At 67.3% G+C, this 24,381-nt stretch carries 23 protein-coding genes; 10 read left to right on the forward strand and 13 right to left on the reverse strand.

Going from position 1 to position 24,381, the window contains the following annotated elements; all coding sequences use genetic code 11:
* Positions 1–20 precede the first annotated feature (20 nt).
* A complete protein-coding gene (locus tag O0K41_RS10165) occupies positions 21–473 on the forward strand; it encodes a SufE family protein (protein ID WP_005410372.1) in 453 nt (150 codons plus the stop codon).
* A complete protein-coding gene (locus tag O0K41_RS10170) occupies positions 470–1,717 on the forward strand; it encodes an MFS transporter (protein ID WP_088435928.1) in 1,248 nt (415 codons plus the stop codon). Before O0K41_RS10165 ends, O0K41_RS10170 begins: the two co-directional genes overlap by 4 nt.
* Positions 1,718–2,088: 371 nt before the next feature.
* Here the strand turns inward: O0K41_RS10170 and dksA are convergent, their stop codons facing one another.
* Positions 2,089–3,318, reverse strand: a complete 1,230-nt coding sequence (gene dksA, locus O0K41_RS10175) for an RNA polymerase-binding protein DksA (protein ID WP_005410374.1) — start codon at positions 3,316–3,318, stop codon at positions 2,089–2,091.
* Between the two features lie 272 nt (positions 3,319–3,590).
* Here dksA and yidD point away from each other — a divergent pair, with 272 nt between their 5' ends.
* From yidD to O0K41_RS10190, 3 genes are read left to right on the forward strand one after another with little or no spacing between them, the layout of a single operon-like run.
* A complete protein-coding gene (yidD, locus tag O0K41_RS10180; protein WP_005414016.1) occupies positions 3,591–3,845 on the forward strand; it encodes a membrane protein insertion efficiency factor YidD in 255 nt (84 codons plus the stop codon).
* Between the two features lies 1 nt (position 3,846).
* A complete protein-coding gene (locus O0K41_RS10185) occupies positions 3,847–5,193 on the forward strand; it encodes a dihydroorotase (protein WP_088435929.1) in 1,347 nt (448 codons plus the stop codon).
* Positions 5,193–6,041, forward strand: a complete 849-nt coding sequence (locus O0K41_RS10190; RefSeq protein WP_164222840.1) for a M23 family metallopeptidase — start codon at positions 5,193–5,195, stop codon at positions 6,039–6,041. Before O0K41_RS10185 ends, O0K41_RS10190 begins: the two co-directional genes overlap by 1 nt.
* 104 nt (positions 6,042–6,145) lie before the next feature.
* Here the strand turns inward: O0K41_RS10190 and O0K41_RS10195 are convergent, their stop codons facing one another.
* From O0K41_RS10195 to efp, 5 genes are all read right to left on the reverse strand, one after another.
* Positions 6,146–6,850 carry a phytoene synthase gene (locus O0K41_RS10195; RefSeq protein WP_012480837.1) on the reverse strand — a complete coding sequence of 235 codons (705 nt, stop codon included), beginning with the start codon at positions 6,848–6,850 and terminating at the stop codon, positions 6,146–6,148.
* Positions 6,851–6,861: 11 nt separating this feature from the next.
* Positions 6,862–7,557 (reverse strand): phosphoglycolate phosphatase, encoded by a 696-nt coding sequence (locus O0K41_RS10200; protein WP_005410378.1) that lies wholly within the window; start codon positions 7,555–7,557, stop codon positions 6,862–6,864.
* Positions 7,554–8,270, reverse strand: coding sequence for a bifunctional 2-polyprenyl-6-hydroxyphenol methylase/3-demethylubiquinol 3-O-methyltransferase UbiG (gene ubiG, locus O0K41_RS10205; protein ID WP_005410379.1), 717 nt, complete (start codon positions 8,268–8,270; stop codon positions 7,554–7,556). Before ubiG ends, O0K41_RS10200 begins: the two co-directional genes overlap by 4 nt.
* A 25-nt stretch (positions 8,271–8,295) precedes the next feature.
* A complete protein-coding gene (locus tag O0K41_RS10210; protein WP_005410380.1) occupies positions 8,296–9,639 on the reverse strand; it encodes a TRZ/ATZ family hydrolase in 1,344 nt (447 codons plus the stop codon).
* Between the two features lie 200 nt (positions 9,640–9,839).
* The gene (efp, locus tag O0K41_RS10215) at positions 9,840–10,406 is read right to left on the reverse strand and encodes an elongation factor P (RefSeq protein WP_005410381.1); all 567 of its coding nucleotides are present in this window, start codon (positions 10,404–10,406) and stop codon (positions 9,840–9,842) included.
* 118 nt (positions 10,407–10,524) lie between these two features.
* On the opposite strand from efp, the gene epmB reads away from it, so the two are divergent.
* The gene (epmB, locus tag O0K41_RS10220; protein ID WP_049451655.1) at positions 10,525–11,541 is read left to right on the forward strand and encodes an EF-P beta-lysylation protein EpmB; all 1,017 of its coding nucleotides are present in this window, start codon (positions 10,525–10,527) and stop codon (positions 11,539–11,541) included.
* A 73-nt stretch (positions 11,542–11,614) separates the two neighbouring features.
* On the opposite strand, the gene O0K41_RS10225 is transcribed toward epmB, so the two are convergent.
* Genes O0K41_RS10225 through O0K41_RS10235 form a run of 3 tightly spaced genes read right to left on the reverse strand, consistent with a single transcriptional unit; the run spans position 11,615 to position 15,488 of the window.
* Entirely contained in the window at positions 11,615–13,741 is a 2,127-nt protein-coding gene (locus tag O0K41_RS10225; protein WP_088435930.1) for an EAL domain-containing protein, read from the reverse strand.
* Complete coding sequence (locus tag O0K41_RS10230; RefSeq protein WP_049451653.1) at positions 13,738–14,670, reverse strand: phosphate/phosphite/phosphonate ABC transporter substrate-binding protein; 933 nt, start codon at positions 14,668–14,670, stop codon at positions 13,738–13,740. Before O0K41_RS10230 ends, O0K41_RS10225 begins: the two co-directional genes overlap by 4 nt.
* 47 nt (positions 14,671–14,717) lie before the next feature.
* On the reverse strand, positions 14,718–15,488 hold the full coding sequence (locus O0K41_RS10235; RefSeq protein WP_099606072.1) for an RNA methyltransferase: 771 nt from the start codon (positions 15,486–15,488) through the stop codon (positions 14,718–14,720).
* 120 nt (positions 15,489–15,608) lie between these two features.
* On the opposite strand from O0K41_RS10235, the gene O0K41_RS10240 reads away from it, so the two are divergent.
* Entirely contained in the window at positions 15,609–16,436 is an 828-nt protein-coding gene (locus O0K41_RS10240) for an inositol monophosphatase family protein (protein WP_005410386.1), read from the forward strand.
* Positions 16,437–17,080: 644 nt separating this feature from the next.
* On the opposite strand, the gene htpX is transcribed toward O0K41_RS10240, so the two are convergent.
* Positions 17,081–17,947, reverse strand: a complete 867-nt coding sequence (htpX, locus tag O0K41_RS10245) for a protease HtpX (RefSeq protein ID WP_005410387.1) — start codon at positions 17,945–17,947, stop codon at positions 17,081–17,083.
* A gap of 93 nt (positions 17,948–18,040) precedes the next feature.
* Between htpX and gluQRS the strand changes: the two genes are divergently transcribed.
* The 3 genes from gluQRS to phaR all read left to right on the forward strand — a co-directional run bounded on the left by gluQRS (position 18,041) and on the right by phaR (position 20,438).
* Positions 18,041–18,982, forward strand: a complete 942-nt coding sequence (gene gluQRS / locus O0K41_RS10250) for a tRNA glutamyl-Q(34) synthetase GluQRS (protein WP_012480843.1) — start codon at positions 18,041–18,043, stop codon at positions 18,980–18,982.
* Positions 18,979–19,719 carry an acetoacetyl-CoA reductase gene (phbB, locus tag O0K41_RS10255; RefSeq protein WP_005410389.1) on the forward strand — a complete coding sequence of 247 codons (741 nt, stop codon included), beginning with the start codon at positions 18,979–18,981 and terminating at the stop codon, positions 19,717–19,719. Before gluQRS ends, phbB begins: the two co-directional genes overlap by 4 nt.
* Positions 19,720–19,904: 185 nt before the next feature.
* A complete protein-coding gene (gene phaR / locus O0K41_RS10260; protein WP_049451648.1) occupies positions 19,905–20,438 on the forward strand; it encodes a polyhydroxyalkanoate synthesis repressor PhaR in 534 nt (177 codons plus the stop codon).
* A gap of 72 nt (positions 20,439–20,510) precedes the next feature.
* Here the strand turns inward: phaR and O0K41_RS10265 are convergent, their stop codons facing one another.
* The 3 genes from O0K41_RS10265 to mutL are packed head-to-tail and all read right to left on the reverse strand — an operon-like array spanning position 20,511 to position 24,314.
* Positions 20,511–21,467, reverse strand: a complete 957-nt coding sequence (locus O0K41_RS10265; protein WP_108270388.1) for a TraB/GumN family protein — start codon at positions 21,465–21,467, stop codon at positions 20,511–20,513.
* A gap of 1 nt (position 21,468) precedes the next feature.
* Positions 21,469–22,398 carry a DUF1684 domain-containing protein gene (locus O0K41_RS10270; protein WP_005410393.1) on the reverse strand — a complete coding sequence of 310 codons (930 nt, stop codon included), beginning with the start codon at positions 22,396–22,398 and terminating at the stop codon, positions 21,469–21,471.
* Positions 22,399–22,409: 11 nt separating this feature from the next.
* Entirely contained in the window at positions 22,410–24,314 is a 1,905-nt protein-coding gene (gene mutL / locus O0K41_RS10275) for a DNA mismatch repair endonuclease MutL (RefSeq protein ID WP_308304499.1), read from the reverse strand.
* Positions 24,315–24,381 lie beyond the last annotated feature (67 nt).

Below are 24,381 nucleotides of genomic sequence, written 5' to 3' on the forward strand. Positions count from 1 at the left end.
CCCCCACTGTAGAGACTGTTGTGACCGACTCCCCGTTCCCGCTTGAACCTACCGCCGCCGAGGCCCAGACCGCCATCGCCGAGGAATTCGGCTTCTTCGGCGACTGGTCCGAGCGCTACCAGTACCTGATCGACCTCGGCCGCAAGCTGCCCGCCTTCCCGGACGAATGGAAGACCGAAGAGCACCGCCTCCTCGGCTGCCAGTCGATGGTCTGGATCGTGCCGGAAGGCAACGCGCAGTCGCTGCGCTTCCATGCCATCAGTGATTCGGCCATCGTTTCCGGCCTGATCTTCCTGGCCCTGCGCGTGTACTCCGGGCGCTCGGCACAGGAAATCCTGGACACCGAGCCCAGCTACATCCAGGACATCGGCCTGGCCCGTCACCTCTCCCCCACCCGCAGCAACGGCGTGGCGGCGATGCTGGCCTTCATCCGCGAGACCGCGCAGGCCCAGCTGCAGCGCGACCCGTCGTGAGCGAGCCTGCCACAGCCGAAGACACCGCGCTGGGCCTGCTGTCCCGGCCCGGTTTCGCCAAGCTGCTGGCCTACCGCATCTTCGCAATGCTGTCCTACCAGGTGGTGGCGGTCACCGTCGGCTGGCACATCTACGAAGTCACCCGCAATCCGTTCTCGCTGGGCCTGGTCGGCCTGGCCGAGGTGCTGCCGTTCTTCTGCGTGGCGCCGTTCGCCGGCTATCTGGTCGACCACCTGCCGCGCCGTCGGCTGGGCATGGTCGCCTGTTCCGGGCTGATCGCCACGGCGCTGGTGCTGACCGGCGTTGCGACGGGTTGGCTGCCGTTCGAGGGCGTGTGGCCGATCTATGCGGCCATCGCCCTGACCGGCATGGTCCGCGCCTTCCTGTCGCCAATCTACAACGCACTGTTCGCCCGCGTGCTGGCCCGTGACCAGTTCGCACGTGGCGCTGGCCTCGGCGCGGTGGTGTTCCAGGCCGGCATGGTGGCCGGCCCGGCGCTGGGCGGCGTGCTGGTCGGCTTCGGCGGCAAGGGCCTGTCCTACGCGGTGGCTACGGCCTTTGCGCTGGTGGCGATGGCCTGCCTGGCCACGCTGAAAGTGGAGGAGCCGGTGCACACCGGTCCGGCCGCGCCGATCTTCAAGAGCATCGCCGAAGGCGCGCGATTCGTGGTCGGCAACCGGATCATGGTCGGCGCGATGGCGCTGGACATGTTCTCGGTGCTGCTGGGCGGCGTGGTGGCGATGCTGCCGGCCTTCCTGCACGAAATCCTGCACCACGGCCCCGAAGGCCTGGGCATCCTGCGCGCGATGCCGGCGCTCGGTTCGGTGTGCGTGGGCCTGTGGCTGGCCCGCCACCCGCTGCACCGCAATGCCGGCCGCGTGTTGCTGTTCGCGGTGGGCGGGTTCGGCCTGTGCGTGATCGGCTTCGGGCTGTCGCAGCACTTCTGGCTGTCGGCGCTGATCCTGCTGTTCTATGGGGCCTTCGATGGCGTCTCGGTGGTGATCCGCTCGACCATCCTGCAGTTGGCCACGCCGGAAGAAATGCGTGGACGTGTGTCGTCGATCAACGGCATCTTCATCAGTTCGTCCAACGAGCTGGGCGCGTTCTATGCCGGCACGATGGCCCGTCTGCTGGGGCTGGTGCCTGCAGTGGTGCTGGGTGGGTTTGCGGTGCTGAGCGTGGCCGGGATCACCGCGTGGAAGAACCCGACGCTGCGGAAACTGAATTTGCGTGATCTGCAGTGACCCTGCGGAGAGCGCGTTCGGCGGCGCCGGGCGTTTGACTGGCCACGTCACTTTCCCTCGATGAATGGGTTTGTCACTTTCTTTGCGCGCGCAAAGAAAGTAACCAAAGAAACGCGCCGCCATCCGCGAGCCGGTGCTGCGCACCGGTGCCCTGCGCTCCTCGGTGAATCAGGGGACGGCGCCGAACTCGCTGCGCTCAAACAGCGGCGCCTCTTCGCCCCCGATTCCCCTGCGGTGCTCGGCTCGCTACAAGGCGGACCCAAGTCAACGGCCACAACTGCCCGTGCCAGCCACGGTCGCTTACCAACGATCCCCCAACAAAAAACCCAGCCGAAGCCGGGTTTTCTGCATGACCATACAACGAGCGGGAATCAGTCGCCCTGCTGCTTCTGCAAGTGCTCCCAACGCTCCTGGGCGTCGATGGTGCGTTCGGCGGTGAGGCGCGCTTCCAGGCGCTCCAGGCCGATTTCCTCGCCGGTGTCGACGCAGTAACCGTAGTCGCCCGCTTCCAGGCGCTTCAGGGTGCTGTCGATCTTGCCGATCAGCTTGCGATAGCGGTCGCGGGTACGCAGTTCCAGCGAGTTCTCGGTCTCGCGGGTCGCACGCTCGGCTTCGTCGCCGATGTCACGCACTTCCTCGCGCAGGTTCTCGATGGTCTGCTTGGACTCTTCCACCAGGTCCGCGCGCCAGTTCTGCAGGCGCTGGCGGAAGTACTCCTGCTGCAGCGGGCTCATGTATTCCTCTTCCGAGGACGGCTTGTAGCCAGCCGGCAGGATCGGGCGGCCGGTGGCCTCGTCGGTCTTGTACTCGACCACCTTGTACTTGCTGCGCGGGGCCGGTGCCGCCGAGCGGGCGGCGACGGCCACGGCAACCTTGCCGACAGGGCGCGACACGGTCTTCGGGGCGGAATCGGATTTCACGGCGGTTTTGGCAGGCGATTTCGAAACGGGCACGGGATTCTTGGATTGCGGGGCCTTCGAGGCGGCAGGAGCGGCGGCCGGGGCCGGCTTGGAGGCCGGTTGGGCTGCTGCCACTGCCACGGTCTTGGCCGGGACAGGCTTGGCCGGAGCCGGCTTGGCAGCAGGCTTCGGTGCGGACTTCACTACTGGGGCCGGGGTCGGCTTTACGGCCGGCGCGGCAACATTCTTGGCAACCTTCTTTACAGCGGCAGGCGTGGCGACCGGCTTGGCCGCAGCGACCTTCTTTGCTGCGGGCTTGGCGACCGGCTTGGCTGCAGCCTTCTTCACCACCGCCTTCGGCGCCGGCTTGGTTGCTGCCTTCTTCGCCACTGGCTTGGCGGCAGCCTTCTTCACCGGCGCGGCCTTGCTGGCGGCCTTCTTCACCACCGGCGCCTTCTTGCTGGCAGCGGCAGGCTTGGCCTTGGCGGGCGCAGCAGCCTTCTTCGCCACCGGCTTGGTTGCCTTGACCGGCGTTTTCTTTGCGGTGGCCTTCCTGGCCGCCGGTTGCGAGGACGCTGCCTTGGTCGCCGGCTTGCTGGCCGGTTTCCTGGCAACGGGCTTTGCCGCCAACTTCTTCACAACAGGCTTGGCGGTTTTCTTGGCGGCCGTTGCGGCCTTCTTTGCAGTTTTTTTAGCAGCCACGAAACGCTCTTCCTTGGATTCCCCGGGGCCCGGGAAAGCGGGCCTTTATAGCCTACCCGACCCGCAGCAGCAACCTCGGCACCCTGCTCCATTCAGTCCTGGAGTCAAGGCGCCCTTGGAGGCAGTCCGACGAACACGGACCGCCTTGCGCGGTACGGAACCTGGCCAGCACCCGCAGGTGCTGGTACCGGTCGCAGGCCATCGGCGACATGCGACCAACGGCCCATCCTGCACAAATGCGGCCTTCATGCCAACTGGCATAAGATGACTGGGTGATCTCGCGCCTGCTCATTGCCCTGCTGCGCTTCTACAAGCGCTTCATCAGCCCCTTGCTGGGGCCACGCTGCCGTTTCGTGCCGAGCTGTTCTGAATACGCGATGGAAGCCATCTCGCGGCACGGCCCGCTGCGCGGCAGCTGGCTGGCTGCACGCCGGCTCGGTCGCTGCCACCCGTTCCATCCCGGCGGCTTCGACCCCGTGCCCGAGTCTCCCAACGCCCCCTCTTGCCGTTGCACAGGAAAACACTGACATGTCCTCCACCCTCATCACCAACGCCCGGATGGTCAACGAAGGCCGCACCTTCGACGGCGACCTGCGCATCGAGAACGGCCGCATCGCGCAGATCGGCAGCGGGCTGGCGCCGCGCGACGGCGAACAGGTGGTGGATGCGGCCGGACGCTGGCTGCTGCCCGGCATGATCGATGACCAGGTGCACTTCCGCGAACCAGGCCTGACCCACAAGGGCGACATCGCCAGCGAATCGGCCGCGGCCGTGGCCGGTGGCCTGACCAGCTTCATGGACATGCCCAACACCAACCCGCCGACGCTGGATTCGACCATCCTGGAAGCCAAGTACGAGCTCGCGCGCGGCCGCGCCTGGGCCAACTATGGCTTCTACCACGGCGCCAGCAATGACAACCTCGACGCGATCCGTGCCCTGGATCCGAAGAAGGCCCCGGGCGTGAAGGTGTTCATGGGTGCTTCGACCGGCAACATGCTGGTGGACAACCCGGAAACGCTGGATGCGATCTTCCGCGAATGCCCGACCCCGATCATCACGCACTGCGAAGACACGCCGATGATCGATGCCAACCTGAAGGCCTTCCAGGAAAGGTACGGCGATGCGCTGACTCCGGACATGCATCCGGACATCCGTTCGCGCGAGGCCTGCATCAAGTCGACCCGCCTGGCGATGTCGCTGGCGCGCAAGCACGGCACCCGCCTGCATGTGCTGCACATCTCCACCGCCGACGAGCTGGCGCTGTTCGAGAAGGGCCCGCTGATCCGCGCCGACGGCAGCCGCAAGCAGATCACCGCCGAGACCTGCGTGCACTTCCTGCACTTCGCGCGCCCGGACTATGCGACCAAGGGCAACCTGATCAAGTGCAACCCGGCCATCAAGGAAGTGTCCGACCGCGAGGCGATCACCGCTGCGCTGGCCGACGACGTGCTGGACGTGCTGGCCACCGACCACGCGCCGCACACCTGGGAAGAGAAGCAGAAGCCGTACGCGCAGGCACCGTCGGGCCTGCCGCTGGTGCAGTACGCGCTGGTGGCCGCGCTGGAGCGCGTGCACGAAGGCAAGCTGACCCGCGAACAGGTGGTGCAGAAATTCGCCCACGCGCCGGCACAGTTGTTCGACGTGGAAGAACGCGGCTTCCTGCGCGAAGGCTACTTCGCCGACATGGTGCTTGTGGAAGACGTGCCGTTCACCGTCAAGCGCGAGGACGTGCTGTCCAAGTGCGGCTGGTCGCCGTTCGAAGGCACGACCTTCCGTTCGCGCGTGGCCTCCACCTGGGTCAACGGCCAGCTGGTGTGGGATGGCAGCAAACTGGTGGGCGAACCCGCCGGCCAGCGCATGACCTACGACCGCTGATGCGCGCGGCCCTATTTACCGGGGCGCTGCTGCTGGCGGCGCCCCTGCTCAGCGTACCGTCGGCTCACGCGCAGGATGCCATCGGCAGCCTGATCGACAGCCGCGTGGTGTTCCCGGCCAGTGCGTCGCAGGGCGCACTGGTGATCGGCAAGGTGCCCGCCGGCAGCCGCGTGCAGTACGCCGGCCGCCAGCTGCGGGTGAGCGGCTACGGCAGCGTGGTGTTCGGCATCGGCCGCGACGAGAAGGGACCATTGCGCGTGCAGGTGCAGCGCCCCGATGGTGGCAGCGAGACCGCGACCATTGTGGTGACGCCGCGCGACTGGCCCACCGAGCGGGTCAACGGCGTGCCGCCGAAGACGGTCAACCCGCCGCCGGCGATTGCCGAGCGGATCAAGCGCGAACAGGCGCAGGTGACCGCCGCGCGTGCCCGCGATGACGACCGCACCGACTTCACCCAGACCTTCATCTGGCCGGTGCAGGGCCGCATCAGCGGTCGCTTCGGCAATGCGCGCGTGTACAACGGGCAGCCCGGTGCCGGTCATTCCGGCATGGACATCGCGGTACCGACCGGCACGCCGGTGAAGGCACCGGCCGCCGGCATCGTCACCTTCGCCGGGCCGGACCTGTACCTGACCGGCGGTACGCTGCTGCTCGACCACGGTTTCGGGGTCAGTTCCAACTTCCTGCACCTGTCGCGCATCGACGTAAAAGTTGGCGACCGTGTGGAACAAGGCCAGGTGATCGCCGCGGTCGGCGCCACCGGCCGTGCCACCGGCCCGCACCTGCACTGGGGCATGAACTGGTTCGATACCCGTATCGATCCGCTGCTGGTACTGGAACGCAAGTAACGCGCGCAATGCGCTTTGGTGGGTGCCAACCTTGGTCGCACAACCTCACAGAGCGTGCGGACCAAGGCCCGCACCCACCAGAAGCAGTCAACAGCGAAGATCGATCAACCGCGCGCAGCCCACCACACGCGCAACAAGGTGCGCACCGGGGTCGCTTCAATCGGCTTGCCTGCGGCCTGCGCGGCAACGCGGGCGCGCGCCAGGCTGGACCACACACGGCGCGGTCGCGGGCCGGGCACGCGCGTGCCCCAGCCCTTCAACAGGTGCTGCGCCCAGCGCTGTGCAGCCGTACTGGCATCACCGTCCAGCAGGCTGCGCGGCACACCGGCCACGCCGGCATCCTGCAGGCGCTGGGCCAGGGTCTGCAGCTGCACCGCACGACCGGCACCGGTGCGCGGCTTGTCCGCGAACAAGGCCGCCTCGACCGCAGCCACGGCTTCAGCGTAGTTGGCCAGCGCACGCTCGGCACTGGCGGCGTCCAGCGCGACGGTGCGTGCTTCAACCAGATCCGGCAGCGCCTCGGCCAACTGCGCCCACGGCGCACGCACCGGCTCCAGCAGACGGCCCAGTGGATGGCGCGAACGATGCCCGGCCCAGCTGCGCAGTTCCTCGCCCCACCATGCCAGCTTGGCATCGGCCGGCAGCGGATCGCCGCCGGTATTGAGCATGTCGTCGAACTCCTGCAGCAGCGCGAACCACGCCACGGCAAGCTCGCGTTGCGATTCGGCCACGAACGGGGCGGCCACCGACCATTCCGGCCAACGGCTGCGCCACTTGTCGAGGAAACTGTCCAGCGCGGTACTGCTCACTACGTGATTCCTTACGGCTGGGCCGGGGCTGCCGGCCGGGTCGGCCAGAGACTGGCCAGTTGCAGAAGTTCGGCGTTCTCGACCAGCACGTCGGCCTGCCAGGCCAGCGGGTCGTCGCTGTGCAGGCGGTAGCCCCACAGCGCCGCCACCGACGGCATGGCGGCAGCGCGTGCGGCGATGATGTCGCGCTCGTCGTCACCCACGTACACGCAGTCTTCGGCGGCAATGCCAATGGCCTGCGCAGCGTGCAGCAGCGGCAGCGGGTGCGGCTTGCGTTCGGCCAGGCTGTCACCGCCGACCAGCACCGCACAGCGCTGCTGCCAGCCATGCTGCGGCAGGATCAGGCGCGCCAGGTACTCGGGTTTGTTGGTGACGATGCCCCACACCGTACCGGCCTCATCCAGCGCGGCGAGCATGCCGGCCACGCCGTCGAACAGCACTGCGTGCTGGCCGATCAACGCTTCATAGCGCTGCAGGAATTCCGGGATCAGTGCATCGCGCGCAGCGGCATCCAGGTCCGGGAACGCGGCCGAGACCATCGCCCGCGAGCCCTTCGACACCACCGGGCGCAGTGCGGCCGGATCGATGGGTGCACGACCACGTTCGGCCAGCATCGCGTTGCAGGTGGCGACGAAGTCCGGCGCGCTGTCCAGCAACGTGCCATCCAGGTCGAACAGCACCGCACGCGGGAAGCGGGCGGAGGTCATGCCGGCTTGACCGCGTAGGCCAGGTAGTTGATGTCGGTGCGGCTGCTCAGGCGGGCGTGGTTGCGCCACGGCTCGTAGGCCATGCCGCTGACGTCCACCAGCTGCATGTCGGCCTCGCGCAGCCAGCGCGCCAGCTCGGCCGGCTTGATGAATTCCTGGTAGTGGTGCGTGCCCTTGGGCAGCAGCCGCGCCACGTACTCGGCACCGACAATCGCCACTGCGAAGGCGGCAGCGGTGCGGTTGATGGTCGACAGGAACAGGTGGCCGCCCGGCTTCAGCAGGCGCTTGCAGGCCTCGATGATCGCGCCCGGGTCTGGCACGTGCTCCAGCATTTCCATGCAGGTCACCACATCGAAGCTGCCCGGCTGCTCGGCGGCCAGGTCCTCGGCGGCCTGCACCCGGTAATCGACCTTGGCGCCGCTTTCCAGCGCATGCAGGCGCGCGACCTTGACCAGCTCCGGGGCCAGGTCGATGGCGGTGACGTCGGCGCCGGCCTGGGCCAGCGCTTCGCTCAACAGGCCGCCACCGCAACCGATGTCGAGTACGCGTGCGCCGCGCAGCGGAACGCGGTCGGCCACGTATTTCAGGCGCACCGGGTTCAGCGCATGCAGCGGCTTCTGCGGGCCGTCAGCGTCCCACCAGCGGTTGGCCAGCGCGGCGAACTTGTCCAGCTCGGCCTGATCGAAATTGGAGGAAGCGTGGGGGGCAGTCATGAGGGAGTCCTTGCGGCGCCGGGGTTCAGGCGCGGATATGACGGATGCGCTCGCGCCACTGGCGCGCGTTGGCGATGATGCCCGGCAGGTCCATGCCGACCAGCTCGCGCTGCACCAGCTTCGGCTTGCCGGCGATCCAGACGTCGCTGACCTGCTGGCGGCCGGTGGCGTACACCAGCTGCGACAGCACGTTGTGCAGCGGCTGGGTTTCCAGTGCGGACAGGTCGACGCAGACCAGGTCGGCCTGCTTGCCGACTTCGATCGAACCGATGCGCTCGCCGAAGCCCAGCGCGCGGGCACCGCCCAGGGTGGACGCGCGCAGCGTGGTCGCCGCGTCCAGCGCGGTGGCGTCATCGGCCACGGCCTTGGCCAGGATCGCCGCGGTGCGGTTCTCGCTGAACATGTCCAGGTCGTTGTTGCTGGCGCAGCCATCGGTGCCGATCGCCAGGTTCACGCCGGCGCGCTGCAGGGCGCAGGCCGGGCAGAAACCGGAGGCGAGCTTCAGGTTCGATTCCGGGCAATGCACCACGCTGACGCCACGCTCGGCGCACAGGTGGATTTCCGCATCGGTCAGCTGGGTCATGTGCACCGCGATCAGGCGGTCGTTGACCAGGCCGAGGCGATCCAGCCGCGCCAGCGGGCGCTGGCCGTGCAGCTTGATCGAATCGTTGATCTCCTGCGCGGTCTCGTGGGTGTGCAGGTGCACCTGCATGTCGAGCTGGTCGGACAGCATCCGCACCCGCTCGAAGTTGGCATCGTTGACCGTATACGGCGCATGCGGCGCGAACGCGGTGCCGATCAGCGGATCGGTGCGCCACTGGTCATGCAGTTCACCGGCCTTGGCGAAGTACTCGTCGTCGGTCTTGGCCCAGGCGGTGGGGAAATCGATGATGACCGCGCCGACCAGCGCGCGGAAACCATGCTTCTTGTAGACGGCGGCCTGCACATCGCCGAAGAAGTAGTTCTCGTTGGCGCAGGTGGTGCCGCCGCGCAGCATCTCGGCGATGGCCAGGGTGGTGCCGTCGGCGACGAATTCGGGGCCGATCACCGCCGCTTCCACCGGCCAGATGTGCTGCTGCAGCCAGGTCATCAGCGGCAGGTCGTCGGCGACGCCGCGCAGCAGGGTCATCGGGTTGTGCGTGTGCGCATTGACCAGGCCCGGCATCAGCGCCGCCTCGGGGCGGCTGACCACCTGGGTGGCGCGGAACCGTGCGCGCGCCTCGGCACGCGGCAGGATGGCCACGATCTCGCTGCCACGCACGGCAACGGCATGGTCTTCCAGCACCACCGCATGCGGCTCGATCGGAACGACGTAACCGGCTTCGATGAGCAGGTCGCAGGCTTCGGGGAGGTGCGGGCTATCGCTCATGCGGGCTCACTGGCTGGGGGGCGGCGAGATACTTCTGGGGGACACGCCCCTGAGTCAGGGGCTGCCGCGAAGCGGCGGGGTCTGGAGACCCGTGAAGCGGAGCCCATGATCTGCCGAAGCAGATCATGGGAGCGCCAGCGCGAACGCGATGGCGCGTATCCGGCCAGCGGCCGGCACTACCGTAATCCGGCTGCGCCGGATTACTTGACGCGTGCGGAGTATTCGCCCGAACGGGTGTCGACGCGGATCACTTCGTCCTGGTTCACGAACAGCGGCACGCGGACCACGGCGCCGGTTTCCAGGGTGGCCGGCTTGCCGCCGCCGCCCGAGGTGTCGCCACGGACGCCCGGATCGGTTTCGGTGATCTTCAGCTCGACGAAGTTCGGCGGCTGCACGAAGATCGGCTCACCGTTCCACAGAGTGACCACGCAGGACTCCTCGCCCTTCAGCCACTTCTCGGCGCCGCCCATGCCGGCCTTGGTGGCCTGGACCTGCTCGAAGGATTCCGGGTCCATGAAGTGCCAGTACTCGCCGTCGCTGTACATGAAGTTCATGTCGGTATCGACGACGTCGGCTGCATCCAGCGAGTCGGTCGACTTCATGGTCACTTCCTGGGTACGGCCGTCCTTGATCAGGCGGTACTTCACGCGGGTGAAGGCCTGGCCCTTGCCCGGCTTGACGTATTCGGTGTCGATGATGACGGCCGGTTGGTTGTTGACCAGGATCTTCATCCCGTTCTTGACGTCGTTCATGCCGTAGCTGGCCATGCGTAAACTCCTGAGTGGCAAAAACGCCGCGGGTGCGGCGAGCCGTTAGAATGGAAAGCCCACCGGATGCCGGTGGGCGACTGTTTTCTGCCCCCATGATAACCGCAGGCCCCTCTCCATGCAGCTTTCCGCCTTCCCCCGGCCCCAGTCGCCAGGCGCGCCCGCGCGCTGGCAGCAGCTCTGGCGCCAGGCACTGCGCGACCCGCAGGCGCTGCTGGCCCGGCTGCAGCTGGACCCGGCGGCACTGGGCGTCTCCGAAGCGGCCATGGCCCAGTTCGCGCTGCGCGTGCCGGAGGGGTTCGTGGCCCGCATGCGCAAGGGCGATCCGGCCGATCCGCTGCTGCGCCAGGTGCTGCCGATCGACGAGGAAATGCGCCCGGCGCCCGGGTTCAGCTTCGATGCGGTGGGTGATGGTGCGGCCAAGAAGGCCACCGGCGTCATCCAGAAGTACCGTGGCCGCGCCCTGCTGGTGGCGACGGGCAGCTGTGCGATCAACTGCCGCTACTGCTTCCGCCGCCACTTCGACTATGGCGCGGAGAACGCCGCCAAGGGTGGCTGGCAGGAAGCCGTAGCCGCCATCGCCGCCGACCCGGACATCGACGAGGTGATCCTGTCCGGCGGTGACCCGCTGTCGCTGGCCACGCACAAGCTGGTCGAGCTGACCGACGCCCTGCGCGCGATCCCGCATATCCGCCGCCTGCGCATCCATACCCGGCTGCCGATCGTGCTGCCCGAGCGCGTGGACGATGAACTGGTCTCCTGGCTGGGCAGCCTGCCGTGGCCGCTGGCGATCGTGGTCCACGCCAATCACGCCAATGAATTCGACGCCAGCGTGGACGCGGCGATGGCCCGCCTGCGCGGCATCGGCGCCCAGCTGCTGAACCAGGCGGTGTTGCTGCGCGGGGTCAACGACAGCGTGCAGGCCCTGCAGGACCTGAGCGAGCGCAGCTTCGCCGCCGGCGTACTGCCCTACTACCTGCATCAGCTGGACCGGGTCGAGGGCGTGGCCCACTTCGAAGTGGACGATGCCCAGGCCAAGGCGCTGATTGCCGGCCTGACCGCACGCCTGTCCGGTTATCTGATCCCGAAACTGGTGCGCGAACTGCCCGGCGACCCGAGCAAGCGCCCGGTGTAACAAAAAAGGGGACGGAGGGAATTAAGTCGCTTATGCATTTGCGACTTAATTCCCTCCGTCCCCTTTTTTGGGGTCAGACGCCCGATTCGATCATCCGAACCACTTCGGTGGCGGTCACCGGATGGCTCAGCCAGTAGCCCTGGCCAAGGTCGCAGCCGCGCTGCGCCAGCAGCTCGAACTGCGCCTGCTGCTCGATGCCTTCGGCCACCACGGTGATGCCCAGCGCGTGGGCCATGGCGATGATCGCTGTGGTCAGCGCGAGGTCGTCGGGATCACGCTGCATGTCGGCCACGAAGCTCTTGTCGATCTTCACGCCGTCCACGGGCACCTGGCGCAGATGACTGAGCCCGGAGAAGCCGGTCCCGAAATCATCCAGCCAGACCTTCACACCGGTGCGGTGCAGCTTGTCCAGCAGCTGCGCGGCAACCATCTCGTCGCCGATCACGGCGGTTTCGGTCAGCTCCAGGTGCAGGCGCGACGCCGGCAGCCCGGACTCATGCAGGCACTGCGCGACCAGCGCCGGCAGTTCACCGCCGCGCAACTGCCGTGGCGACACGTTCACCGACACGAACAGGTCGTCCCCGGCCGCCCCGCGCGGCCACTGCGAGGCTTCCATGCAGGCCGCGCGCAGCACCTTCGGGCCGATGATCTCGATCAGCCCACTCTGCTCGGCCACTTCGATGAACACCGAGGGCGGGATCGTGCCCAGTGTCGGATGCTGCCAGCGCAGTAGAACTTCGACGCCGACCATGCGGCGGTCGCGCATGCGGAAGATCGGCTGGTAGGCCAGGCGCAGTTCGCCGCGCTCCCAGGCACCGCGCAGCTCCTGTTCCATATGCACGCGACGCTCGACCGCATGGTCCATCGCCCGGCTGTAATAGCGATAGCAGTTCTTGCCGGCCATCTTCGCCTGGTACATGGCGATGTCGCCGTTCTTCAACAGGGTGGTCGCATCGGCCGCATCGTCGGGGAACAGGGTCACGCCGATCGAGGTACCCAGGAACAGTTCCCTACCCTGCACCACCAGCGGCTTGCCCAGCTCGCGCACCAGCACTTCGGCCAGCACCCGCGCGTTGGCGGCCACATCACCGTCGCCCACCAGGATCACGAACTCGTCGCCGCCGAAGCGCGCCAGCAGGGCCTCATCGCCCCCGGCCTCGGTGACCGCGCGGCCGATACGCTGGGCGAACTGCAGCAATGCCTCATCGCCGGCTTCATGGCCAAGGGTGTCATTGACCCGCTTGAAGTCGTCGATATCGGCGAACAGCAGCCCCAACCGGTGATTGGCGGCACGGGCAGCCATCAACCGATGATCAAGCGCCTCGCGGAATGCCAGCCGGTTGGTCAGCCCGGTCAGCGCGTCGGTATAGGCCATGCGCCGCACTTCGCGGTCATGGCGGGCGATCGCATCACGCATGCGGGCGAAGCCGCGCACCAGCTCACCCACTTCGTCGTCACGGGTGTTCTCGGCCAGGGGCGTCTGGTAGTCACCGGCCTCGATGCGACGGGCAGCGACGGCAAGATCACGGATCGGCGCGACCAGGGTGCGCTGCACGTACAGGATCACCACCACGCCGATCACCACCAGCAACCCCAGCATCAGCAGCAACCAACCCAGGTGGCGGCTGCCGACCAGTTGCAGGCGCTCGCCAAGGGTGGCGTTGGCCGCCTGTTCGCGTTGCTGCACTTCGTCCAGCGCCATGCCGACGCGGACGCCGCCGATGCGCTGGTTGCCAACCATGATCGGCATCGTGTTGTCCAGCACCTTCGGCGATTCCTGCACCAGCAAGGTCTGCGCCGCCGCAGCCTTGGGTGCCAGGGGATCGGCCATCGGCTGGCCGAATCCCGGGACCTCGACCGAGCCGTCGTGCACCAGCCGGCCGCGCTCGTCGAACACCAGTACATAGCGCACCACCGGCTGTCGCGCCGTGCTGCGCACCAGCACGCCGACCTGGTCCAGGTCGCGGTAATACAGCGGGTTGGCCAGCGCATCGGACAACTCGCGTGCCATCGCCTCGCCGCGGCTGCGCACGCTGCGGTCGAACAATTCATGGATGACGCCACCGCTGAGGGTGCGCACCTCGCTCTGCATCGCCGTCTGGCGCCCCAGCAGCACCGCCAGGATGGCGACCACCACGACCATCGCTCCGCCCATCGCCAGCAGGAACCGGGCCTGCATCCCCGAGCCGAGCCACTTCATTCCACTTCCATCCGCACGCGCGTCAATCCTTGTTTCAATTCATCCAACCGCTGCTGCGCATGCGCATCGACACGGTGGAAACCGGAAGTGCCAAAAAACCGATGCAACGCGCCCTGTGCCTGCGGGTCGCTGGCTGCCTGCAGCAGGACTTCCTGCAGGCGGTCGCGCACCCGGGCATCGAGGTCGGCGCGGACCATCTCCACCGCACGCGGATAGGGTTCGGTGCGCAGCAGTTCGCGGAAATCGCGCCGGAATGCAGCCGGCACCCGCCGCTCGTCGTTCCAGTCCACGCTGCTCACCGCCCCCACATCCGCCATCCCCTTGTGCACGTACGTCGCGATGTTCAACTCGCTGCGCGCGAACACATACCCCACGCTGTCACGCCCTGGCACGTCCCAGACCCCGGCCAGGATCTGCGGCGACAGGCCATGGTCCAGCAGGGTCATCACTGGTACCAGGTAGGCGCTGGTGGATGCCGTGTTCTGCAGGGCCAGGCGATGGCCGCGCAGATCCTGCACCCGCTGGATGGGACTGTCGCTGCGCACGAAGAACACCGTCTGGTATTCGCGCACCCCGTTGCGCTCGGTCAACAGCAGCGGCCGCGCACCACTGCGCTGGCCCAGTGCCACCGCCGTACCGGAGGTTTCCGTGACCCAGTCGACCCGTCCCCGCCGCAGATAGCTGGCCATCTGCTGCGGGTCGCGGGCCATCAGTACCCGCCCCTCCTGGATGCCGACGTCATGCATGCGCGCCACCACGTAGTCCAGCAGGGGTTGCAGCTGCTCGTAGTGAGCCCGGGGGTCATCGCTGATCCGGCCCAGCACCAGCACCGGATCCGGTGCTGCATGCACGGCTCCGGCCAGCAGGACCATGGCCAGGCTCAGCAGTCCCCCCTGCATTGCCTTTCGCAGACCCGACACAGACGTCATCCCCCCCTGGGTATCCAGACAGACTACCCGAAAAAATGAGAACGTCGTCAGCTGTCCTTGCTGCCGGCCTGGGCCAGACGCGCCATGCGCTGGGTGTCGGCGAGGATGCCGCGCAACAGGCGCACTTCCTGCTCGCTCGGCTCGCTGCGCAGGAACAGGCGGCGCAGCTTGCGCATCGCCGATTCCGGCGCGCGGCCCTTGTGGAAATCGATCTCGCCCAGGGTGTCGCCGAGCTGGGCGAAGAAGCTCTCCATCTGCTCATGGCTGGCGGCCTGTTCGCGGAAGCCCGGCTCGGCGTCGGCGGCCGGCTGCGCGCCCAGCAGCTGCATGCGCGTTTCGTACGCCAGCACCTGCACGGCGGCGGCCAGGTTGAGCGAGCTGAACTCCGGGTCTGACGGGATGTGCACTGCGGCGTGGCAGAGCTGCAGCTCCTCATTGGTCAGGCCGGTGCGCTCGCGGCCGAATACCAGTGCGACCTCGGCACCTTCGCTCGCCTTGGCCACCGCACGGGCGGCAGCGTCGGCCGGCAGGTATTCCTCCAGCTGGACGCGGCGGGCACGGGCCGTGCAACCCAGTACCAGGCGGCAGTCAGCCACGGCCTCGGCCAGGGTGGCCACCACCGGAGCGTCCCCCAGCACGTCTTCGGCACCGGCCGAGCGGCGGAAGGCCTCCTCGTCCAGCGGCTTTTCGGGGGCGACCAGCACCAGGCGGGCCAGGCCCATGGTCTTCAGGGCGCGGGCGGCAGCCCCCATGTTGCCGGGGTGCTGGGTACCGACCAGGACGAATCGGAGGCGGGTGGCGGCGGGAAACTGGGACATGAACAGGGAAAAGGTCGAGCTGGACGATGACCAATGGTAAACTGTGCGGCCGGCCACTGCGCCGGACCCGCTCTTTTCCCCCGCCAGTCCATCTCTTCTGCCTTTCCGGGAGCCCACGCCATGCAGAAACCCGCCGTCACCGTCATGGTCAAGGCCGCCCGCCTCGCCGGCAACGTCCTGTTGCGCAACATCAACAAGCTCGAGGCACTGAACGTGGTGCAGAAGGGCCGGATGGACTACGCCAGCGAAGTGGATGCGGACGCGGAAAAGGTCATCGTCAAGGAACTCAAGCGCGCCTACCCGGATTACGGCATCTTCGGTGAAGAAGGTGGCGTGCAGGGCGAGCGCCGCCAGATGTGGGTCATCGACCCGCTGGATGGCACCAGCAACTACCTGCGCGGCGTGCCGCACTACTGCGTGTCGATCGCCCTGGTCGAGAACGGCGAGCCGACCGATGCCGTCATCTTCGATCCGCTGCGCAATGAACTGTTCACCGCCAGCCGTGGCGCCGGCGCCGTGCTGAACGACCGCCGCATCCGCGTGGCCGACCGCAAGGATCTGGAAGGCACGATGATCCACACCGGCTTCGCCCCGCGCGAACGCAGCCGCGCCAGCGCGCAGCTGAAGTCGGTCGACACCCTGCTGGTCCAGGCTGAGGACATCCGCCGCACCGGTTCGGCCGCGCTGGACCTGGCCTACGTGGCCTGCGGCCGCGCCGACGCCTATTTCGAAGCCGGCGTGAAGGCGTGGGACATCGCTGCCGGCCTGCTGCTGGTCCGCGAGGCGGGTGGCAAGGTCTGCGACTTCAAGGGCGCGACCCTGGGCCGGATGGACAACCGTGGCCCGGAGACCCACCAGATCGTTGCCGGCAACCTGAAGGTGGCCGAGTCGCTGCAGAAGGTGCTGGTGAACACTGGCTACGCGGCGGAGTTCGACGCGAAGTTCTGAGGTTTCGCGTAAAGCGGTTCATGGAGACGGCACCTGCGAAGGTGCCGTTTTCGTATCCGCAGTGATCGTGCTTGTCACTTTCTTTGCTCGTGCAAAGAAAGTAACCAAAGAAACACGCCGCCAGGGCGCGAGCCGATGCTGCGCATCGGTACCCTGCGCTCCTCGGCCCGCCGAGGGACGGTGCGGGAACTCGCTGCGCTCAGACACCCGCACCTCTTCGCCCTCGCCGGACCTGCGGTGCTCGGCTCGCTCAAGGCGGGTCCCAAGGTCAAATGCCACAGCTGCACCCAGTAGATCCACGTCACGCGTGGATGCTTTTGCCGTTGAACTTGACTTCCAGTCCGCCTTGAGCGAGCCGAGCATCGCAGGGGAATCAGGGGCGGAGAGGCGCCGGTGTTTGAGCGCAGCGAGTTCGGCGCCGCCCCCTGATTCACCGAGAAGCGCAGGGTACCGGCGCGTAGCGACGGCTCGCGACCGGCGGAGCGTTTCTTTGGTTACTTTCTTTGCGCGCAAAGAAAGTGACACCCCTCCGCGGTCGCGGAAATGATCCTAGGCATCGCCTGGCGCCACCAATGCGTGCGCGCGCAAAACAAAAACGCCCGGCGCGAGGCCAGGCGTTCCTGCACTGCTTTACAAGTGAAAGCTCACGCCACCGTAGACGCCCGCAGCGCGGCGATGCGCTCTTCCAGCGGCGGATGGCTCATGAACAGCTTCTTCGCCGTCGAACCGGCAATACCGAAAGCGGCAATCTGGGTCGGCAGCGTGCTCTGGCCGTGGTTGAGCTGCAGGCGCTCCAGCGCGGCGATCATCTTCTGGCGGCCGGCCAGCGAGGCACCGCCGGCGTCGGCGCGGAACTCGCGGTGGCGCGAGAACCACATCGAGATCATGGTGGCGAACAGGCCGAACACCATCTCCAGCACGAACACGATGATGTAATAGGCGAAGCCACGGCCGCCGCCTTCGCGGTTGCCCGACAGCGCGCTGTCGATAATGCCGCCGACCACGCGGGCCAGCACGATCACGAAGGTGTTCAGCACGCCCTGCAGCAGCGCCATGGTGATCATGTCACCGTTGGCGACGTGGGCGATCTCGTGGCCCAGCACCGCTTCGGCCTCGTCTTCGCTCATGTTGTGCAGCAGGCCGGTGGACACCGCCACCAGCGCGTTGTTGCGGTTGGCGCCAGTGGCGAAGGCGTTGATCTCCGGGCCTTCGTACACCGCTACTTCGGGCATGCCGATACCGGCCGCCTTGGCCTGGCGCTCGACGGTGGCCAGCAGCCAGCGCTCGGTCTGGTTGCGCGGCTCGGTGATCACCACCGCACCGGTGGAGCGCTTGGCCATCCACTTGGAGAGCAGCAGCGAGATGAAGGAGCCACCGAAGCCGAAGATCGCGGCCATGACCAGCAGGCCGCTCATCTGGCTTGGATTGACCCCGAGCAACGACATCACGATGCTGGCGAGAATCAGGACCGCGAAGTTGGTCGCCAGGAACAGGGCAATGCGGGTAAACATGGGAAAATCCGGCTCGGAAGGGGTCGATACCGGTCAATTTGCGGTGTGGTCAGCTTGAATTCAAGCGCCAACCTGACCGACGATTCAGCCAGCATGACCTCCCCCATTCCCTGCGGTCGTTTCGCGCCCTCGCCGACCGGCCTGCTCCATCCCGGATCCCTGCTCGCCGCCTTCGGCAGCTGGCTGCTCGCGCGACATAACGGCGGCCTGTGGCGGCTGCGCATCGAAGACGTCGATCCACCACGCACCGTGCCCGGCGCCGCCGAGTCACAGCTGCGGGCGCTGGCCGCGTTCGGCCTGGTCCACGATGGCCCGATCCTCTGGCAGAGCACCCGCGGCGAGGCCTACCAAGCCGCGCTGGACGTGCTGCTGGCCAGCGACCAGGCCTTTGTCTGCCACTGCAGCCGCAGCGACCTGGCCGCCAACGGCGGCATCCACCATCGTTGCGTCGCCCGGCAACCTCGACCGGACCCTGCCGTCCGCTTCCGCGTGCCACCGGGCAGCATCGTGCACTTCGACGATGGCCTGCGTGGACCGCAGCAGCAGGACGTGCACGCCGAAGTCGGCGACTTCGTGCTGCGCCGCGCCGATGGCTGCTGGGCCTACCAGTTGGCGGTGGTGGTCGATGACGCCGCGCAAGGAGTGACCGAAGTGGTGCGCGGCGCCGACCTGCTCGACTCCACCGCGCGGCAGATCCTGCTGCAGCAGGCATTGGGGCTGGCGGTGCCGCGCTACTGGCACCTGCCGCTGCTGCTGGATGCGCCGGGCCACAAACTGTCCAAGTCGCTGGCGGCGCTGCCGGTGGACAGTTCGCACCCGCTGCCCGTGCTGCGCCAGCTCTGGAAGCTGCTCGGCCAGGCACCTGGGGCGCTGGAACCTGCGCACGACCTGGATACGCTGCTGGCCACCGCTCGGCAGGCCTTCGACCCGGCACGACTGCCGCGGACCGACATCCTGTTGCCAGCCGGCGCACTTTCCGCGCCGATGTTGCAGAATCCCCCTTCCCCCACCCGACACCCGGACAACACTCCATGACATCTCGCGTCGCACTGGTCACCGGCGGAACCGGCGGCATCGGCACCGCCATCTGCCAACGCCTGGCCGACCAGGGCCACCGGGTCGCCACCAACTACCGCGACGAGGCCAAGGCCCGCGCCTGGCAGCAGGCAATGACCGAACGCGGCTACAGCGTGTCGATCTTCCCGGGCGATGTCTCCGATCCAGGCAGCGCCGAAGCGCTGGTGCGCGCCGTCGAGGCCGAGCTGGGCCCGGTCGAGATCCTGGTCAACAACGCGGGCATCACCCGCGACACCACGTTCCATCGCATGCGCGCGGACCAGTGGCACGATGTGATCAACACCAACCTCAATTCGGTGTTCAACGTCACCCGCCCGGTCATCGAGGGCATGCGCCGCCGCGGCTGGGGCCGGGTCATCCAGATCAGCTCGATCAACGGCCTGAAGGGCCAGTACGGCCAGGCCAACTACGCGGCGGCCAAGGCCGGCATGCACGGCTTCACCATCTCGCTGGCGCGCGAGAACGCCGGCTTCGGCATTACCGTCAACACCATTTCGCCCGGCTACGTCGCGACCGACATGGTGATGGCGGTGCCGGAAGAAGTGCGCGCCAAGATCGTCGCCGACATTCCCACCGGGCGCCTCGGCAAGCCGGAGGAAATCGCTTACGGCGTGTCCTTCCTGGTGGCGGAGGAAGCCTCGTGGATCACCGGCAGCAACCTGGACATCAATGGCGGCCACCATATGGGTTGGTAAGCCGCGCCGGCGGCCGCGGCGGCGCACACCCGCCGCCCCTGCCAATGGTCATGCTGCGCAGCACGCAAACCCTTGTTGCGCAACATGATCCCCTGTGAAAGCCAAGCCTGGCGGGGGCTGAGGCGGTTGCAACGGCTGCTGCACTGCGCCATGCTTCGCATCTACTGTGACGAGTGACCGCTTCAATGGCTGCGACCCGCATCATCAAGAAGTATCCGAACCGCCGTCTCTACGACACCGAGATCTCCAGCTACATCACCATCGAGGACGTGCGCCAGCTGATCCTGGACGGTGAAGACTTCGAAGTCCGTGACGCCAAGAGCGGCGACGACCTCACCCGTTCGGTCCTGCTGCAGATCATCGCCGACCAGGAACAGGACGGCGAACCGATGCTGTCCACCCAGCTGCTGAGCCAGCTGATCCGCTTCTACGGCGATTCCCTGCAGGGCTTCATGGGCAACTACCTGGAGCGCAGCATGCAGGTCTTCCTCGACCAGCAGCAGCAGTTCCGCCAGCAGATGGGCAACCTGCTGGGCCAGACCCCGTGGGCGATGATGAACCAGTTGACCGAGCGCAACCTGGAGCTGTGGCAGGAATTCCAGCGCAGCATGGGCACCGGTTTCGGTGGTCCGCGACCGGGTGGCACGGGTACCGGCACCGGTACCGGCAACAAGCCCAACGAACCCGGTACCGGCACCGGCGGCAAGACCCGCCGCTGAGCCGATGTACCGGCGGATACGAAAACGGCGCGCCCAATGGCGCGCCGCTTTGTTTTGTGCCCCGGGGGAGCATCAACGTTTAGCTTTGCACCCCGTGCATACGCGTTCGACCTTGTAGCCCTTCGCCTTCAGCTTCTCGACCACGCCGTCACCGCCCAGAAGGTGCAGCGTACCGACCACCACCAGCGTGCCACCCTGCCCAGCCTGCAGGTACGGCAGCAGCTTCGGTATCCACGCATCGTTGCGCCCGGTGTTGATGCGCTGGTAAAGCTGCGGATACTGCTGGCGCATTTCCGCGGCCATCTTCGTCCACAACACGCGCTCATCGCCTCGCCGCCAGGCATCATGCAGCTGGCGCGCCTGCTCATCGCCCTTGCCCGCCTGATCCAGCGCCTCGGACAGCATCTGTCGCTGCTCCTGCACGGTCATGCCGTCGAGCATGCCGATCTGGGTATCGATGTCTTCCAACCCAGCGGTCCTGCGGCCGGTCTTCTGCGCGCGCTCCATGAAATGACGGTCCAGGCCCAACGCCGGGTCCAGGCCCATCTTCTGCATCTGCCCGACCGAAATGCTCAGGCCGACGAACCAGGGCTTCATGCCCTGCATCTGTGCCAACGGTAGCTTGTTCTCGGATGCGAACGCCTGCAGCTTCTGCCAGGTGGCCGCGTCAAGATCGCGCTTGAGCTCGCTGCCATCGGTGCGCACTGCAGCCTGCACCATGCGGCTGGCCAGCTGCGGCGACTGCATGTCTTCCGGCGACAGTTCGAACACGACCCGCTGCGAGGCCTCGAAGGCCTGCTCGACATCGGGCGACAGCGGGTAGTCCTGCGGTTTCAACAGATGGAATGATCCAAGCAGGTATACGCGTGAATCACCCGGGCCGGTCACCTTCCACAGCAGCGGCACCGGCGGCTTGGCCGCCGCCGTGGCAGCGGCGTCGGTGGCCGGTGCATTGCGCGCCGGTGCCAGCGGTGCGATTGCAAACGCTGCCATCAGCAGCGTTGCACGGAACAGTCCCTTCAACGGCATCTCAGCCCTCTCCTTCAGACAGGTGGTAGGCCTTCTCGCCCGCTTCCATGCGCAGGTCCAGCCGGTTTTCCGGCGGCGCCAGCGGGCACGTGGCATAGGCGGTGAATGCACACGGCGGGTTGTAGGCATGATTGAAATCGATGCGTAGCGTGCCGTCGGCTGCCGGCGCATCGGTATCCAGGTAGCGCCCGGCCGGATAACTGCCGCGGCCACTGGTGCGGTCGGCAAAGATCAGGAACAGCGGCTGCCCGGTGGCTCCGATCGCCTCCAGCCGCCATGTGCGGCCGTCGCGTTCGAATTCGACCGCACCCGCATTGGGCATCTCGGTGGTCAGGCCGGTGATGTCGACAATGGGCAGGGTCTTGCCCGCCGGATGCGGGATGAAACGTGCCTGCACCTGCCAGTCCGGGCCACCCGGCCAGTACTCCAACCCGGCGAAATCACGGCGCGCCGGCGCATCGGCATGCTTGACCCGCAGCGCATCGCGCGGCCCGCGCCGGATGATGCTGAGCTGGCCCTTGCCACCGTCGAAGGCCAACAGGGTTGGCTGCGGATCCTTGTCGGTGTCGATGCGGATACGGCCGCGCACCGGCTGGCCATCATGGCTGACATCCACACCGGCTTCGGGCGTGAACCACCACTGGCTGCCCTCGCGACGCAGCAGGCCCAGCTTGTCCGGGCCGACCGTCAGGCGGATGCCATTGGTGGCACCACTGCCGACGAAGTGCGATTTGTTCTGCAGCCAGTGCAGGCCGACCAAGGCCGTCCAGCCATCGGGCCGGGTCAGGTCCTGGTAGCGGGCCACCCGCCATTGCTGCTGCGCGGCCGCATAGGCCGGATCTTCGGTAACCTTCGGCGCCGGCGGTGTTGCCGGACTGCACGCGGCCAACAGCAAGGCGGCCAGCAGGCCGCCCATTCCCCGATAACGCATCGATGCTCCCCTCAACGTCCGCGCAGGAACCAGCGGTCGATCTCCGCCAGCGAAAAACGGGCCCAGGTCGGCCGGCCGTGGTTGCACTGGCCAGACCGTTCGGTGATTTCCATGTCGCGCAGCAGCGCGTTCATTTCCGGCACGGTCAGGCGCCGGTTGGCACGCACCGCACCGTGACAGGCCATGGTCGACAGCAGTTCGTCACGCGCGCTGGCCACGCGGCGGCTTTGGCCGTGCTCGCGCAGGTCGGTCAGCACATCGCGCAGCAGCCCCTCCGGTTCGGCATGCGCCAACAGCGCTGGAATACTGCGCACGTGCAGCGATCCGGGACCGGCACGGGTCACCTCGAAGCCGAGCGCCGCCAACGTTTCGGCTTCACTTTCGGCGGTGTCGGCTTCGCGCTCGCCCACGGCGAGTGTGATCGGCACCAGCAGCGGCTGCGACTGCAGGCCGATACCGTCGTGCGCGTTCTTCAGGCGCTCGTAGCCGATGCGCTCGTGCGCGGCATGCATGTCGACCACGATCAGGCCTTCTGCGTTCTCGGCCAGGATGTAGATGCCGTGCAGCTGCGCGATCGCGTAGCCCAGCGGCGGTACGCCGGCGTCGGCACTGGTCACCGGCAGTCCGTTCTCGGTCGGCATCGGCGGCAGCGCAGCACCGCGTTCGGCACCGGCCGGCGCGGCATACAGCGCGGCATAGGCCGCCGGTGCATCGGCCACCTGCAGTCCAAGGGGCTGCTGCGGGCGCCAGCCGGAAAAACCACCACCACCGCCACCCGAGCCGGCACCGGGCGCAGGTCCACGCGCCAGCCCGAAACCCGATGCGCCCGCGCTCGATGCCATCGGTGCAGCAGCGGCGTCCACCGGATGCACCGGACCCGCACCGATCTCCTGCGCCGACATGCCGGCGCGGGTATCAGCCAGCGCGTCCTTCAGCGTGCGGTAGACGAAATCGTGCACCAGCCGCGAATCACGGAAGCGAACCTCGTGCTTGGCCGGGTGCACGTTGACGTCAACGCGGATCGGGTCGAGCTCGAGGAACAGCACATAGGCTGGCTGGCGGCCGTGGTACAGCACATCGCCGTAAGCCATCTTCACCGCATGGGCGACGCTGCGGTCGCGCACCGAGCGGCCGTTGACGTACAGGTACTGCTGGTCGGCGCTGGCGCGCGAATAATGCGGCTGCGCGATCCAGCCGTGCAGGCGCAGGCCGGCACCACTGTGGTCAACGCGCACGGCCTGGTTGGCGAAATCCTCGCCCAGCGTTTCGGCCAGGCGCGCATCGGAATACAGATCGCCCGGCTTATAGCGGCGCGAGGCCTTGCCGTTGTGCGACACGCGCAGCTCGACATCCGGTCGCGCAAGCGCCAGCGAACGCAACCACTCTTCGATATGGCCCAGTTCGGTACGCTCGGCGCGCAGGAACTTGCGCCGCGCCGGTACGTTGTAGAACAGCTCGCGCACTTCCACCGTTGTGCCCGGTGCATGCGCACGGGGCGTCACTTCGCCGATCTTGCCGCCTTCGATCTGCAGTGCCGAACCGTGTTCGTCATGCGCGCGACGCGAGGACAGGGTAAAGCGGCTGACCGAGGCGATCGACGGCAGCGCTTCGCCACGGAACCCGAGCGTGGCCACCGATTCGAGGTCGTCCAGATCGGCGATCTTGCTGGTGGCGTGGCGCGAGACCGCCAGCGGCAGCTGTTCCGGCTCGATGCCACTGCCATTGTCGCGGATGCGGATCAGGCGGACACCACCCTCTTCAAGATCGATATCAACGCGGCTGGCACCGGCATCGATCGCGTTCTCGACCAGCTCCTTGACCACCGACGCAGGACGTTCGACCACTTCGCCGGCGGCGATCTGGTTGATCAGGATTTCCGGCAACGGCCGGATCGGGCGCGGTCCGGGCGCGCTCATGGGAGAGGATGGGCAGCAGACTTCATGGGTTGATGATAGCGGAGCCGCCCCGTGTAGAGTCGACTGT

This window comes from Stenotrophomonas sp. Sm2128 (assembly GCF_030985535.1).
GTDB classification, from domain to species: Bacteria; Pseudomonadota; Gammaproteobacteria; order Xanthomonadales; family Xanthomonadaceae; genus Stenotrophomonas; species Stenotrophomonas maltophilia.